This window comes from Paenarthrobacter sp. C1, from assembly GCF_049315185.1.
Taxonomy (GTDB): Bacteria; Actinomycetota; Actinomycetes; order Actinomycetales; family Micrococcaceae; genus Arthrobacter; species Arthrobacter nicotinovorans.
This window is the reverse complement of record NZ_CP186052.1, coordinates 4,078,324-4,090,942: the sequence shown is the minus strand read 5'-3', so window position 1 is coordinate 4,090,942 and position 12,619 is coordinate 4,078,324. Positions and strand designations below refer to the sequence as shown.

Sequence of the window (12,619 nt, the reverse complement as noted above, 5' to 3'; positions counted from 1 at the left end):
CCCCGTCCCTACTCCGCGAACAGCGCAGCCAGGTCCTCAGCGGTCAACGATCCGCCGGCCAACGCGTCGCCTTCCATTACATCCGCGAACAACTGCGACTTCTTGGCCTTCAGCGCCATGACCTTCTCTTCGATGGTGTCCTTCGCGACGAGCCGGTAGACCATCACGTTCCGGGCCTGTCCAATGCGGTGCGTGCGGTCCACGGCTTGTGCCTCCGACGCGGGGTTCCACCAAGGATCCAGCAGGAACACGTAGTCCGCCTCGGTCAGGTTGAGCCCGAAGCCGCCGGCCTTCAACGAAATCAGGAACACCGGTGCTGAACCGTTCTTGAACTCGCTCACGACGTCGCCGCGGTTGCGGGTGCTGCCGTCGAGGTAGCAGTACTCCACGCCTTCCTCGTCCAAGCGCTCGCGGACCTTCCCTAGGAAGCCGGTGAACTGGCTGAAGATCAGCGTGCGGTGGCCCTCGGAGATCACGTCCTCCAGTTGCTCAAACAACACGTCGAGCTTGGATGAGCGCACGCCGGACAGCGAGGAATCCACCAACGAGGCGTCCAGGCTCAGCTGCCGGAGCAGGGTCAGGGACTGGAAGATCGTGAAGCGGTTCTTGTTGACGTCGTCGATCAGTCCCAGGATCTTCTGCCGTTCGCGCTGAAGATGCGTTTGGTAGACCTTCTGGTGCCGCGGGTTCAACACCACTTCAAGGACCTGTTCCTGCTTCGGCGGCAGGTCCTTGATGACCTGCTCTTTGGTACGGCGCATCATGAGCGGACGGACCCGACGCCGGAGCTTGCCCAGTTGCGCGGAGTCACCGTTCTTCTCCACGGGCTTTTGGTAGTTTTCGGCGAACCTCTTGGGGCTCGGGAACAGGCCCGGCGCCACGATGGAGGTCAGTGCCCAGAACTCCATGAGGTTGTTCTCCAGCGGGGTGCCCGTGATGGCCAGCTTGAACCTTGCCGGGAGCTTCCGAGCGCACTGGTACGCCTTGGACTGGTGGTTTTTCACGAACTGGGCCTCGTCGAGCATCAGCCCGGCCCACTGGAACGAGGCGTAGGCATCGTAGTCAATGCGGAAGAGCGCGTACGAGGTGATGACGACGTCGGCACCCGTCAGTGCTTCCGACGGCGCCATGCCGCTCTTCGCGAAAGTCTCACCAACGGTGCGGACCACCAGCCCGGGGGCAAAGCGCTCCGCTTCAAGTGCCCAGTTGCTGACAACACTGGTGGGCGCAACCACCAGGAAAGGAGCCCGGGGGATCACGTCAGCAGAGGCACCCTGCGCAGCGGTCGCTGTCTCAGCGGCCAGGTCCTTCGCCGCGCAGATCAGCGCGATTGCCTGCACGGTCTTGCCCAGGCCCATGTCGTCGGCGAGCACACCGCCGAGGCTGTGCTTGTACAGGAAGCTGAGCCAGTTGAAACCCTCGAGCTGGTACGGACGAAGCTCAGCGTTAAGTCCGGCCGGCAGCGGCAGTCCGGTCACGCCGTCGTCGAGCAGTCCGCCTACAGCCTCGCGCCACGCGGCGGCCTGTTCATCCACGATCCCCAGCTGCGCCAGCTCGTCCCAGAGCCCGGCCTGGAAACGGCTGATCTGCAGGGTGCCGTCCTTGTTGTCCGGGTTGTCCTGCAGGGAACGGGCTTCGTCGATCAGGGCCCGCAGCTGGTGGAGTTCGGGCAGATCCAGCGAGAAGTAGGCGCCGCTGGGCAGCAGCATGCGGCTCATCCCGGCTGCGAGTGCCGAGAACACGGCGGCGAATGAGACGGGTTCGCCTTCGAGTGTGATGACGATACCGAGGTCGAACCAGTCGCCGCTGGCCGTCTCCTTGGTGGAGATGGACACAACAGGTGCTTCGGCGGCTTCGCGGTAGTCGGCGATGTCGCCGGATGTTTCAACGACGACGTCGGGCAGGTCCTTGAGCGCGGGCAGCACCTCTTCCGTGAAGGCCAGCGTGTCCAGTCCACCCAGTTCAGCGGTAGCTGCCAGGCGCGGAGCACCCCAGCCGCCGGTGGCGGACTCGGCGAGCGCCGGGACCACGTCCCACGGCCGGCCGAGTGACTCCAGGATTCGGGCTTCTTCGGGATCGTCGCGGTAGCCGCGGTCGTCGGGGTGGCGCCAGAGTGGCTGGGCCGTGACGAGGGTGCCGGACTTGTAGTGCCACTCCCAGTGCAGCCGAACCTTGTGGTCGTTGCCGTAATTGGCCAGCAGGGACAGTGTGGGGACCGCCAAGGTGGGCAGTTCGACGGACTCGTCAGCGGCCTGCACTGGCGTCGATTGCCGCAGCTTGGGGTAGAACGAGGTGAGGAAGCGGCTTTCGTCTTCGGCCGGGATCTGGAGTGTCTGGCCTTCGGTGACGAATTCCAGCAGCTCGTCGCTGATGCCGCCCTCGATCGGTGCGAGGGTGATCAGGTTTTTCTGCTGTGGCACGCCGGGCAGGGTGTCGCCGGCGTGGGTGAAGAAGATGCCGTTGGCCGGCTTTCCCAGGAAGCCAACGGTTCCCGGGTCCACCGCTTCCCCGCCCAAGGTGACGGACGGCGCGAGCTGCAGCCCGCCGTCGGGCGTTGTGCTTTCGGTTCCGTCCGCGTCAAGGCGCGCCAAACTAAGTCCGACGACGGCGGACTGGGTCTCGACGCGGACGGGCTCGCTCCCAGCGGAGTGGATGAGGGGGATGCCGGCTTTCGCGGCGTCGGCCAGGAGGGTCCACAGGTTCTTGGCGGCGAAGTCGTTGAGGCTCAGCCACATTGCCCCGGAGGGTTGCTGGCGTCCGTTGCTGGAACCGTGCGCGGCCAGGAATGTTTGGAGCCACTCGACGTGGACTTCATTGAATTCGCGCCGGAAGCTGATGTAGCTGAGGTTGTTCCAGGACACGTCGCCGCGGATCCATTTGCCTTTGGCGCCCATCATGACGGGGCGGGCCTTGAGCTGGCGGACGCTGCGCATGGGGTCGCGGCGTCCTGTGTAGGAGAAGTGGGCCGCGGGCTCTTCAATTTCGAATTGGAGGGCGAGCGGGATTCCTGCCGCGCTGGGTGCGGTTCCGGGCTTGGCGATCAGCCTGTTGAGGGCTTGTTCCCAGGCAGGCCGGGCCGAGCCGCCCTGTTCCATGGCGCCGTGCCGCGACGTTTGGATTCCGGGCGCCTGCGACAGGAGCTGGGAACGGATGGTGGGGTGGTCCTCGGCGGTGAAGAGCAGCGCGGCGACGTGCTTGCAGTCCTTCCGGACCGGGCAACTGCAGATACCCACAGTGCAGCTCCAGCCGGCGGGCTTGCGGACCAGTTTGGCCGACGTCGAATAGGGTTGCGGGCCGCTGCCCCGAACCTTGCCGAGGAGGAGCCCGGTTGCCGCGTCGAAGGAAATCCCGCTCACGCGGCTGCCCATGGCATAGGCCAGTCCGGCCGCCAGGGAGCGGTCGTTAATGGCAGGAGTCTGAATGGCCAGTTCCCAGGATTCGTCTGTGTGGGACGGCATGCGTCGGGCTACTTTCGGCAGGAGGTTATCTGCTCAATCTTAGTCAGCAGAAAACAGCTCCCAAACTTCGCCCTCCGTTAACCTCAACCTCGATTGCCGCGCCGCTCCCACGCGTACGTTGAAAGTGTCCGGAGCACCATCAGCTTTCAGCAGTGAGGATTCCCCATGACTACCAACGAGTACCCCGTCGTCCTGAACAAGACCGGATTCGAAGCCGGCAATGCGGATGTTGTGGATTCCAACGTCAACGTCGTGAACCAGATGTACCAGGAGCTCCTCAACAGCGACGAAATCGCGCTCCCTGCGCTCAACAGCTACTTTGTGGATTTCTACCTGACGCAAGCGCTGTCCGGCGGCTTCGCCCAGTACGTCTTCACCGCGCCGGAGCGTGAGGAAGTTGATGAGTATGTCCGCGCCGGGCTCGAAGCCATGGGCGCTGAGCGGCACCTGGATCTCTTCAACCGAACGGCTGCGGCGTTTGACGCGCTGACGGAAGAGGAAGCAGAGGCCTACCTGGACGGCGAACTGGATGAGTCCGAGACTCCCGTTCCCGCGGTTGTGGCCTTGGACGAACTCGACGGCGAGTTCGAAGCCTTGCTTGAGGAAGAGGACATCATCGATCTCAACGCTGCCTACCTGCGCGACCAGTCCGAGCTCCTGGTTCTTTCCGAGGATGAAATCGAGGAACACATCGCTGCCCGCGTGGCCCAAATCCCGGACCTGGCCGAGCGCCAGGCAGAGGCAGAAGAGGAAGCACTCGCCAACGCTCCCGAGTTCGAGGTCATCATCCGCGAATTGTGCGACGTGGCCGGCTACTCCTTGGAGAAGATCACCATGGGCAATCCCAACTACGAGCACGACGGCGTGAAGACCCTCGCCTGGCACTTCTCCACCGACCACGGGGACTACCTCATGATCGAGGACGACGACGAGGCCTTCATGATCCACCCGGAGACGAAGGAAATCATCGCGGCCGTGGAGTTCGAAGAGTCTGAGGAATTCGCGGACGCCTAAACCGCCCCGATGTAGCCGAAAACGCCGGAGCGCTGCGGATTCGCCGTGGCGCTCCGGCGATTTCGGCGCGCTCCGGCGTTCTGGACGTGCTCCCGCGTTGTGGGGCTAGCTTGTCCTGGCCCGGCTGAGCTTGACGAAACCCCAAACTATGGAGGCCTGCCAGCAGACGAGCAGGCCGATCCAGATCCAGTCAAAGCCGCGGTTTGCCGCGTTGATGGCCATGGCTATCAGCCCCAAAGTCCAAGCGACCTCCTGCAATGCAAGGAATCCCAGGTTTGGCGGTGTCTTCGCTGTGTTTTTCGCTGCCATCTTCCCTCCCCAATGAGTAAATGGCAGTCTAACGGACGGGCGAAACCGTACCGGGCTCAGTATCCGGATGCCGCGGCGCCCTTGACCATCTCCCCGCTCGGGCTGACCAGGTACCAGACGCCGCCCACGCCCTGTCCGGTGACGTCGCCGGCCGCTTTGTCCTTGGCGTAGTAGTACAGGGGCATGCCGTTGAGGGTGACTTGCTTCTTCCCGTCAGGCGTTGCGATGGTGCCCACCGTTCCGGTGACGCCGTCAACGCCGGGCGCGTCCGACGTCGTGGTGAAGACGGGCCAGGCCTGCAGGCAGGCGCCGGTGCACGCGCTGGTGCCCGAGTCCTTCACGTCCTTGGTAAAGAAGTAGAGGCTCATCCCTTTGCTGTCCACCACGATCTGCCCCGCGCTGGACGACGCCGTCTTCATCTCAGCACCAGCTGCGGTGCTGGCGGCCGGGGACGAGGACGCCGCGGACGGGGGAGCGGAAGTACTTGTTCCCGAACTGCCGCCGCACCCCGCCAGTGCTGCCGCAACGATCAATGCACCCAATCCAAAGCCAACTTTGTTCTTCATGTCCAGCTCCTTGAGACGAGCCGGTCGGGAGGGCCGGCGCTAACCCCTACGACGCCGGACGGGTGAGAATGGTTCATGCTTGCTGAACCTTTTTGGGGCTCGGCGCGTCGTATAGGCGAAGGGCTGCGGAAACAGGACGAGGAGGTGCCGATGCCGTTGGACGAAGACGTGGTGGCTGCGATTTACCGCGATCACGGCACGGCGCTGAAGAGGTTTGTCATCAGCTGTACCTCGGACTCCCATCAGGCCGACGACGTTGTGCAGGAAACCATCCTCAGGGTTTGGCAGCATGCACCACAGATCACAGGAAGCCTGCGCAGCTACCTCTTCCGGACAGCGCGGAACGTCATCATCGACAACTACCGCAAAGCCCAGAGGCGTCCGCACGAGACCGGCGAATACGACCTCCCGGACAACGCAGCCGCCGAACGCGTGGACGAGCTCCTGAACCGAGTACTCATGGAAGAGGCGTTGCTCCGGCTCAGCGTCGAGCACCGCGAGGTCCTGGTGGCCTTGCACTATCAACGGTTCACCGTGGTGGAGGCGGCGCTTCAGCTGAACATCCCGGCCGGAACAGTGAAATCCCGGGCTTTCTACGCAGTGAAGGCCCTCCGAACAATCCTCGATGAAATGGGGGTGGAACGATGAACGGCAACCCCGTCCACCAATTGCTGGGCGCCTACCTCCTGGGAGGTTTGGAACCCGGCGAAGCCCGCACGTTTGAGGACCACCTCGAATCATGCGCTGACTGTCGGCGTGAACTGGAAGAACTCGCCAGCTTGCCTGCACTCCTGGACGCCGTGCCCGCTGCCGACGCGGTGGCCCTCACCGCCGCCGGGGCCACACCCCTTGCACCGCTGGCAATGGAACCGGAGCCGCTCCCGGAAAAGGTCCTGGTTGACCTGGCGGTCCGAAGGCGGAAATCACGACGCCGGTGGGCAGCTTTTGTTGGCGCTGTCGCCGCTGCTTGCCTCGCGGTCGGGTTCCTGGCCGGACCGTTGTTGAACCAGCCTCCGAAACCGGATGCCAGCTATTCGGTGCAGTCGGACGGCGGTTTGCAGCTGACGGTGGACATGGTCAAGAAGACCTGGGGCACTGAGCTTGAAGTTGAGGGCCGGAGCATGCCGCTTGAGGGCACTCTCTATCTTTGGGTCAAGGGCCGCGACGGCGCCGAAGAGCGCACCTGCGGCTGGACGGCCACGCCGAGTGGACGGATCAAGATCACCGGTGCCACACCCGTTCAGTTGGCGGGGATCGCCGGGGTTGAGCTGCGTGACGAGGCCCAGAAGACGGTGGCGTCCATTTCGGTGCCGTGAAACCAGGTGCCTTAAACCAGGTGCCGTGAAGCTAGGCGCCGGCGCCTTGGGCTTTCAACTCAGCCACCAACGCAGGGTCCTCGCAAGCACGGGCGAACGCTTCGATCCGTCGTTCGATCTCCCTGCCCAGGAGCCAGCCGCCGACTCTCTCGGCGACGGGCTTGATGAGAGCCGGCCGGCACGAAAAGGTGTACTTCCAGACTGCCCGGGTGCCGCCGTCGTCCGGGGTGAACCGCCAGCCGCCGCCGAAGTTCTCAAAAAACCACGGACCGGACACCATGGTCATGCCCACATTTCGCGGGGGAGCGTAGGAGACGTATTCGCTGACCATCTTCAATCCCATGCGCGAAACGGTCCGGGTCCGCACACCCTTTCCGGCTGCTTGGGCACCATCCATGAATGCCTGCGCGGAAATGAAAGGATCCCACTTGAGCCGGAACGCGCCGGTTGTCTGGGAGAGGGCAAAAGCTGTTTCAGGATCCAAACGGATGAAGCGTTCCGCGCGTACCTGTGGCATCAGAATCCCTGCCCTGATCCGAGTACCAGGAACACCATGAAGGCAATGCCGAAGACGTTGACCGCCATGATCGCCAGCCCGATGATTCCAGTGATGCGTCCGGCGTTCATACGCCCGGCCCGGAAGACGGCAATGAGGCCACTGATGACGGCCACAATGGACAGCAGGACGGCCACCCCGGCCAGAACCAGGGCTCCGATCCACCAGGCGTCGTTATCCGGGTTGTAACGGCTTAGTGACGAGGCGATGGCCGCAAGGCCAAGGGGAATACTGACCACCGCGGCAATCGGCGACAAGACTGCGGAGACGATGCTGGTGATGCCGGCGCCCAGACCCCGGGTGCCTTGTCTCTGCGGCTGTTGGTAGTAGTCGATCGGTGGCTGGTAGCTCATGATTCCCCCAAAGTCCGTTGGCTAAAGCTTGCGGTACGTGAGGTCGAAGATCATACGCCCGGCCTCGTGCGCTTTGTTCTCAAAGCTCGTGCGGATCCGGCCCTCGAACCGGGGAGCCCAGCCGCCTTCTTCGTCCACTCCCTCATTCGGGCCGGTGTGCTCGGTACTGACCGGCGCGCGGCCCTCCCTGACGGGCGCACCGCCCACAACGGACTCGACGCCGGACTGCCACACTTGCGTCAACGGGCTCTCCTCGCCGCTGCGCTCGCCTTCGTGCATGTTCTCGAACTCCGTGGATCCCGCCAGGACTTCCCGGACGTGCACGGCATAGTTGGACCAGTCCGTGGCGATCCTCCAGTAGCCGCCCTTCTGGAGGGCTTTGGCAGCAACGGAGGCGAAGGCCGGCTGGATGAGACGGCGCTTGTGGTGCCGTGCCTTGTGCCAGGGGTCAGGGAAGAACACCCATAGTTCGCTGACCGACCCTGCAGGCAGCATCGATTCGAGGACCTCGGGTGCGTTGGCTTCCACCACGCGCACGTTGGTCAGGCCCCGGCTGTTGATCTTGATGATGGTGTTGGCCAGCCCGGGTGTGTAAACCTCGACGGCAAGGAAGTCCTTGTCCGGGTTCTGCTCGGCGGCGTGAACCACGGCGTCGCCCAGTCCGGAACCGATCTCGACAATCAAGGGCGCCTTCCGCCCGAAGACAGCCTCGGCGTCGAAGGTGTAATCCGGGTGCACGGAGGTGTTGGCGACATGACGGGGGACCTGGATGGCCCAGCGCTCCGCGTGCTCTTCCCAAGCCGCCTGCCTCCGACCCTGCAGGCGTGTGCCGCGGCGCACGAAACTGACCGGGCGGCCACCGTAGGTACCGAAGGAAGCCTGGCTGCCGGGGGTGACAGGGCGCGGGGAATCTGGGGTTTCACTCATCCTTTCCAGAATACTTGGGTTCGGGCAGGGGGCTCTGCCGAGGGGGCGGGCGCTTGTCTTTGGACGAAGCATCACCATCAAAATAAGGGGAGTGTTAGGCTCGGCTCCAATGACGCGCTTACTGGTCTTGGAGGCGCTCACTGGTCTTGGGGGAAAGCATGGGAAGCTTGCGGTCATTTGCGTTCAAGTCGGCGGCACTGGGCGCCTTGTTGTTGGGCTCGACGACCTTGGGCGCGGCTCCCGCTGCAGCGGACTACCAGGATTGGGTTCCGCCGATCTTCGGCATGCCCTACGTGGGTTCCGAACTGACCATCGGCAGCGCCGACCATGGGCTGCAGGTGTGCCCGCCCACAGCTGAGGCCCCGCATGGCTTCGTCATGGAGTGGCTGAGCAACGGCGAGCCACTGCCTGCCGGGCGTCAGGGCGAATCCCTGAAACTGCTCCCCGAAGACCGTGGAAACCGTATTTCGTTCACAGCCCACGGCGTGTGCTCCGAAGAGGAAGTTTTCAGGAGCGATGAAACAGCTCCGATCGCCGCCTCCAGCCGTTCCATGGGCTGGACCGGGCGCGGCAACTTTGAGCTCCTGGGCCGCACGGATAACGGCACGTTGGTCCTCTATCCGCATGCTTATACGTCCGAATACCGAATGTGTCCTTCCGGCGCCGGGTGCACCTATTACAACCACACGATCGAAGAACCAAGAGTGGTTGGCCGGGGCTTCGGCATTTTCGACATCGTTTTCTCCACCGGTGATTTCGACGGCGACGGAAACAACGACCTCCTGGGCCGTGACAGCGCTGGAACCCTGCACATCTATCCAGGCGATGGGGAGGGCGGCTGGCTTCCGCCCAGGCAAGTTGGCTGGGGCTGGAACATCTTTGACACTGTCGTCGGCCCGGGGGACTTCGACGGTGACGGAAACAACGACGTCCTGGCCCGGGACTCCGCCGGAGACCTCTACCTATACCCGGGAGACGGCGACGGCGGCTGGCTGACGCCATCACGCGTTGGGACCGGCTGGGACGTGATGAACAAGATCGCCACCCCCGGCGATACCGACGGCGATGGCGCTGTGGACATCTATGCCAGGGACGGCGCCGGCATCCTGCACCAGTACCCCGCAGACGGAAACGGTGGCTGGAAGCCGCCGTCGATCGCGGGCCACGGTTGGGAGCTCATGACCGAAATCAGCGGAGCCGGCGTCTACGAACCGCTCTACGGAAACCGGTACTCGGCCCTGAAACCCCTCAACGACATTGTGGCGATCGATGAAACAGGCGATATGCGGCTCTTCCTGAATTCGGAGTTCGGAGCGGGCCTGTTCGGAAACACGCACATAGGCGTGGGCTGGGGTTACTTCGACACCCTGATCTAGCCCGCAACTGAGGTCGCGTGCTGGTCACAATGACCCCATCACGCGTCCCCAACACGTGGCTGACAGAATAGGACGTGTGACCTCCTCGAAGATGCCCGGCTACCCAGAGAAATCCGTCCTGCCCGAGATTGCGGCCGATGCAGAGATCGATGAAGAACCGGCCGCCGGCCCCACGCAGCTCCGGGGCAGGAGAGGCCTGGTCTACCTGGGCATCTGCCTGGTACTGATCGGGCTGAACCTCCGAACGGTCTTCTCCAGCTTCTCCGCGGTCCTTCCGGAAATAACGTCCGACGCCGGTCTGCCGGGTTGGTCGCTGGTAGTCCTCACCACGGTGCCGGTCACTTTGCTTGGCGTCTTCGCGCCCCTTGCCCCCATCCTGGCCCGCAGGTTCGGCGCGGAACGGGTGCTCCTGGGCGCCATGGCTGTCCTCACTGCGGGCCTGCTGCTCAGGCCCGTGGACGTACCCGGAGTGGGCCATCTCCCGGGGCTTCTCGCGGGCACGGCGGCCTGTGGTGCTGCGATTGCGCTGTGCAACGTGCTCCTGCCGGGCGTGGTCAAGAGGGATTTCCCGCACCGCCTCGGCTTGATGGGCGGCCTCTACACCACAGCGATCTGCGCGTCCGCGGCCTTGGGCGCGGGGTTCACGTATCCGGTCTTTACGGCAACCGGCCAGTGGACTTCGGCGCTGTGGTTCTGGGTGGTGCCTGCCGCCGTCGTGCTTTTGCTGTTCCTGCCGCTGGCCATCAAGCAACCGTCGGTAAGGCACCAAGCCGTCCATGGTGGCGTGAACGTCTGGAAATCGGCCGTGGCCTGGCAAGTGACGATGTTCATGGTGCTGCAGGCGATGATGTCCTTCAGCGTGTTCGCGTGGATGGCGCCGATCCTGCGCGACCGGGGCATCGACGGTGCAACGGCCGGGCTCATTGTTTCGGTGTCGATCGTGCTGCAGATGCTCGGCTCCCTGTTTGCCCCGGCCCTGGCGACGCGTTTCAAGGATCAACGGATCATCAACATGGTGGTGGCGTTGATGACCGGCGGTGGTTTCGCACTGACGATCTTCGGTCCCACTGAACTGATCTGGGTCTGGACGGGTCTCAACGGGCTGGGGCAAGGCTCGCTCACAGCAGTGGCCCTCACCATGATCATGGTTCGCACCCGCGACGCCCACACGGCCGCGCACCTTTCGGGAATGATGCAGGGCGTGGGCTACGGGGTTGGTTCGGTCGGCACTCTCATGGTGGGGCAACTCCATCAGGCCACCGGCGGGTTCGCAGCCGCCGGAATCCTGTTCCTGGTGGTCGGTTCGCTCGCGGCTTTCTTCGGCTACCGGGCCGGCCGCGACCGCTTCGTTTAACGTTGCGAGGCCCACTCTGCGTCCCCACCGCCCGGGTTTGGGAATAGCGTGCAGAGCGGGCCTCGCAACGAAGTAGCTAGACGGTCAGGTCCTTGCCCTTCGTCTCCGGGATGGAGACAGCGAACGCGATACCCACCAGCAGCAGGATCACGGCGTACACATTGAAGAGGTAGCCCTGTCCGATGGTGCCGAGCCAGGTCTGCAGGTACGGGGCCGTGCCACCGAAAACCGCCACGCAGATGGAGTACGGAACGCCGACGCCGATGGTGCGGATGTGGGTCGGGAACAGTTCGGCGTACACGGCAGGGACGATCGCTGCGCTGCCGGCGATGAAGAACAGCATCACGGACATCGACACCGCCAACTGCCACGGAGAGTCCTTGAGCAGCCACGTCATGGGGAAGTGCAGCAATGCAGCGCCAGCGGAGGAGGCGATCAGCACCGGCTTGCGTCCGATCCGGTCCGACATTTTGCCCCAGAACGGCAGCGCCGCGATGAACACCACGTTGGCAATCACGCCGGCCCACAACGCCGCGCCGCGGTCCATCTTCAACGAGGTTGCGGCGTAGCTCGGTGCCACGACGCCCCAGATGTAGTAGACAACCGTCAGGCCAACGGTGAGGCCGATGACCTGCAGGGCCTGCTTGCGGTACTTGACGATCTGCGGCCAGATGGCCAGGCGCTTCTCCTGCGGAGCTTCGGCCTCAAACGCTTCGGTTTCCTTCATCTTGGCCCGCATGAACAGTGCGTAGATGCCCAGTGCGCCGCCGATCAGGAACGGGATGCGCCAACCCCAGGCGCTCATGTCGCCCTTGCTCAGGACAGCGGTGAGGATGGCACCCAGCAGCGTCCCGGCCAGGATTCCGGCGGTGCCGGAGGTGTAGATGAGGGTCGCCCAGAAGCCTCGGTGTTCCTTGGGTGCCATCTCGGACAGGTACGTTTGCGACGACGGCAGCTCGCCACCGTGGGCGAGGCCCTGGATGAGCCGGGCAACCAGCAACATCACCGAGGCGAAGGCGCCGACCGATTCGAACGTGGGCGCGACACCGATGAGGAGGCTGCCCACAGCTCCGAGTGCCACAGCGACGGTCATGGACGTCTTGCGGCCGATCCTGTCACCGATCCAGCCGAACACGAACCCGCCGAACGGCCGGGCAACGAACCCGACGGCGAAGATCGCCAACGTGGACAGCACGGCTGAGGTGGGGTCGGCGCTGCTGAACAACGCGCTCGCGATGAACGGCGAGAACGTGGCGTAGATGGCCCAGTCGTACCACTCGACGGCGTTGCCGATGCCGGTGCCGACCAATGTCCGCACATGCGACTTGTGGGCCTTGACGTCCGTGGACGTTCCAACGGTGGTGGTCATGTGATTCTCCAAGGGGGGTGG

Annotated in this window: 12 protein-coding genes; 5 read left to right on the top strand and 7 right to left on the bottom strand. The window is 64.0% G+C overall.

What is annotated here, in order from left to right; translation table 11 throughout:
• Positions 1–8: 8 nt before the first annotated feature.
• Positions 9–3,458: a DEAD/DEAH box helicase gene (locus tag ACNAOU_RS19080; protein ID WP_275776398.1), complete on the bottom strand. Its 3,450-nt coding sequence runs from the start codon at positions 3,456–3,458 to the stop codon at positions 9–11.
• 165 nt (positions 3,459–3,623) lie between these two features.
• Here ACNAOU_RS19080 and ACNAOU_RS19075 point away from each other — a divergent pair, with 165 nt between their 5' ends.
• Positions 3,624–4,472, top strand: a complete 849-nt coding sequence (locus ACNAOU_RS19075) for a DMP19 family protein (RefSeq protein WP_275776396.1) — start codon at positions 3,624–3,626, stop codon at positions 4,470–4,472.
• A 105-nt stretch (positions 4,473–4,577) separates the two neighbouring features.
• Here the strand turns inward: ACNAOU_RS19075 and ACNAOU_RS19070 are convergent, their stop codons facing one another.
• A complete protein-coding gene (locus ACNAOU_RS19070) occupies positions 4,578–4,781 on the bottom strand; it encodes a hypothetical protein (RefSeq protein WP_055972672.1) in 204 nt (67 codons plus the stop codon).
• A gap of 56 nt (positions 4,782–4,837) precedes the next feature.
• Positions 4,838–5,347 (bottom strand): hypothetical protein, encoded by a 510-nt coding sequence (locus ACNAOU_RS19065; protein WP_064722529.1) that lies wholly within the window; start codon positions 5,345–5,347, stop codon positions 4,838–4,840.
• Positions 5,348–5,497: 150 nt separating this feature from the next.
• Here ACNAOU_RS19065 and ACNAOU_RS19060 point away from each other — a divergent pair, with 150 nt between their 5' ends.
• Positions 5,498–5,995, top strand: coding sequence for a sigma-70 family RNA polymerase sigma factor (locus ACNAOU_RS19060; protein ID WP_275776393.1), 498 nt, complete (start codon positions 5,498–5,500; stop codon positions 5,993–5,995).
• Complete coding sequence (locus ACNAOU_RS19055; protein ID WP_275776391.1) at positions 5,992–6,663, top strand: anti-sigma factor family protein; 672 nt, start codon at positions 5,992–5,994, stop codon at positions 6,661–6,663. Before ACNAOU_RS19060 ends, ACNAOU_RS19055 begins: the two co-directional genes overlap by 4 nt.
• Positions 6,664–6,694: 31 nt before the next feature.
• Here ACNAOU_RS19055 and ACNAOU_RS19050 read toward each other — a convergent pair whose 3' ends face one another.
• Genes ACNAOU_RS19050 through trmB form a run of 3 tightly spaced genes read right to left on the bottom strand, consistent with a single transcriptional unit; the run spans position 6,695 to position 8,499 of the window.
• Entirely contained in the window at positions 6,695–7,180 is a 486-nt protein-coding gene (locus tag ACNAOU_RS19050; protein ID WP_275776389.1) for a type II toxin-antitoxin system RatA family toxin, read from the bottom strand.
• Entirely contained in the window at positions 7,180–7,572 is a 393-nt protein-coding gene (locus tag ACNAOU_RS19045; protein ID WP_018778294.1) for a hypothetical protein, read from the bottom strand. Before ACNAOU_RS19045 ends, ACNAOU_RS19050 begins: the two co-directional genes overlap by 1 nt.
• 21 nt (positions 7,573–7,593) lie before the next feature.
• Complete coding sequence (gene trmB / locus ACNAOU_RS19040; protein WP_039243016.1) at positions 7,594–8,499, bottom strand: tRNA (guanosine(46)-N7)-methyltransferase TrmB; 906 nt, start codon at positions 8,497–8,499, stop codon at positions 7,594–7,596.
• Positions 8,500–8,657: 158 nt separating this feature from the next.
• Between trmB and ACNAOU_RS19035 the strand changes: the two genes are divergently transcribed.
• Entirely contained in the window at positions 8,658–9,875 is a 1,218-nt protein-coding gene (locus tag ACNAOU_RS19035; protein WP_275776384.1) for an FG-GAP repeat domain-containing protein, read from the top strand.
• A gap of 91 nt (positions 9,876–9,966) precedes the next feature.
• Positions 9,967–11,229: a CynX/NimT family MFS transporter gene (locus ACNAOU_RS19030; protein WP_275779982.1), complete on the top strand. Its 1,263-nt coding sequence runs from the start codon at positions 9,967–9,969 to the stop codon at positions 11,227–11,229.
• Positions 11,230–11,305: 76 nt separating this feature from the next.
• Here the strand turns inward: ACNAOU_RS19030 and ACNAOU_RS19025 are convergent, their stop codons facing one another.
• Complete coding sequence (locus tag ACNAOU_RS19025; protein ID WP_018778299.1) at positions 11,306–12,598, bottom strand: MFS transporter; 1,293 nt, start codon at positions 12,596–12,598, stop codon at positions 11,306–11,308.
• Positions 12,599–12,619: the final 21 nt, after the last annotated feature.

What these genes read in the sequence shown, in the direction of transcription:
- ACNAOU_RS19065 (WP_064722529.1), bottom strand. Translation starts at nt 5,347, where the DNA reads ATGAAGAACAAAGTTGGCTTTGGATTGGGTGCATTGATCGTTGCGGCA.
- ACNAOU_RS19055 (WP_275776391.1), top strand. Translation starts at nt 5,992, where the DNA reads ATGAACGGCAACCCCGTCCACCAATTGCTGGGCGCCTACCTCCTGGGA.
- ACNAOU_RS19075 (WP_275776396.1), top strand. Translation starts at nt 3,624, where the DNA reads ATGACTACCAACGAGTACCCCGTCGTCCTGAACAAGACCGGATTCGAA.
- ACNAOU_RS19060 (WP_275776393.1), top strand. Translation starts at nt 5,498, where the DNA reads ATGCCGTTGGACGAAGACGTGGTGGCTGCGATTTACCGCGATCACGGC.
- ACNAOU_RS19080 (WP_275776398.1), bottom strand. Translation starts at nt 3,458, where the DNA reads ATGCCGTCCCACACAGACGAATCCTGGGAACTGGCCATTCAGACTCCT.
- ACNAOU_RS19050 (WP_275776389.1), bottom strand. Translation starts at nt 7,180, where the DNA reads ATGCCACAGGTACGCGCGGAACGCTTCATCCGTTTGGATCCTGAAACA.
- ACNAOU_RS19035 (WP_275776384.1), top strand. Translation starts at nt 8,658, where the DNA reads ATGGGAAGCTTGCGGTCATTTGCGTTCAAGTCGGCGGCACTGGGCGCC.
- ACNAOU_RS19030 (WP_275779982.1), top strand. Translation starts at nt 9,967, where the DNA reads ATGCCCGGCTACCCAGAGAAATCCGTCCTGCCCGAGATTGCGGCCGAT.
- ACNAOU_RS19070 (WP_055972672.1), bottom strand. Translation starts at nt 4,781, where the DNA reads ATGGCAGCGAAAAACACAGCGAAGACACCGCCAAACCTGGGATTCCTT.
- trmB (WP_039243016.1), bottom strand. Translation starts at nt 8,499, where the DNA reads ATGAGTGAAACCCCAGATTCCCCGCGCCCTGTCACCCCCGGCAGCCAG.
- ACNAOU_RS19025 (WP_018778299.1), bottom strand. Translation starts at nt 12,598, where the DNA reads ATGACCACCACCGTTGGAACGTCCACGGACGTCAAGGCCCACAAGTCG.
- ACNAOU_RS19045 (WP_018778294.1), bottom strand. Translation starts at nt 7,572, where the DNA reads ATGAGCTACCAGCCACCGATCGACTACTACCAACAGCCGCAGAGACAA.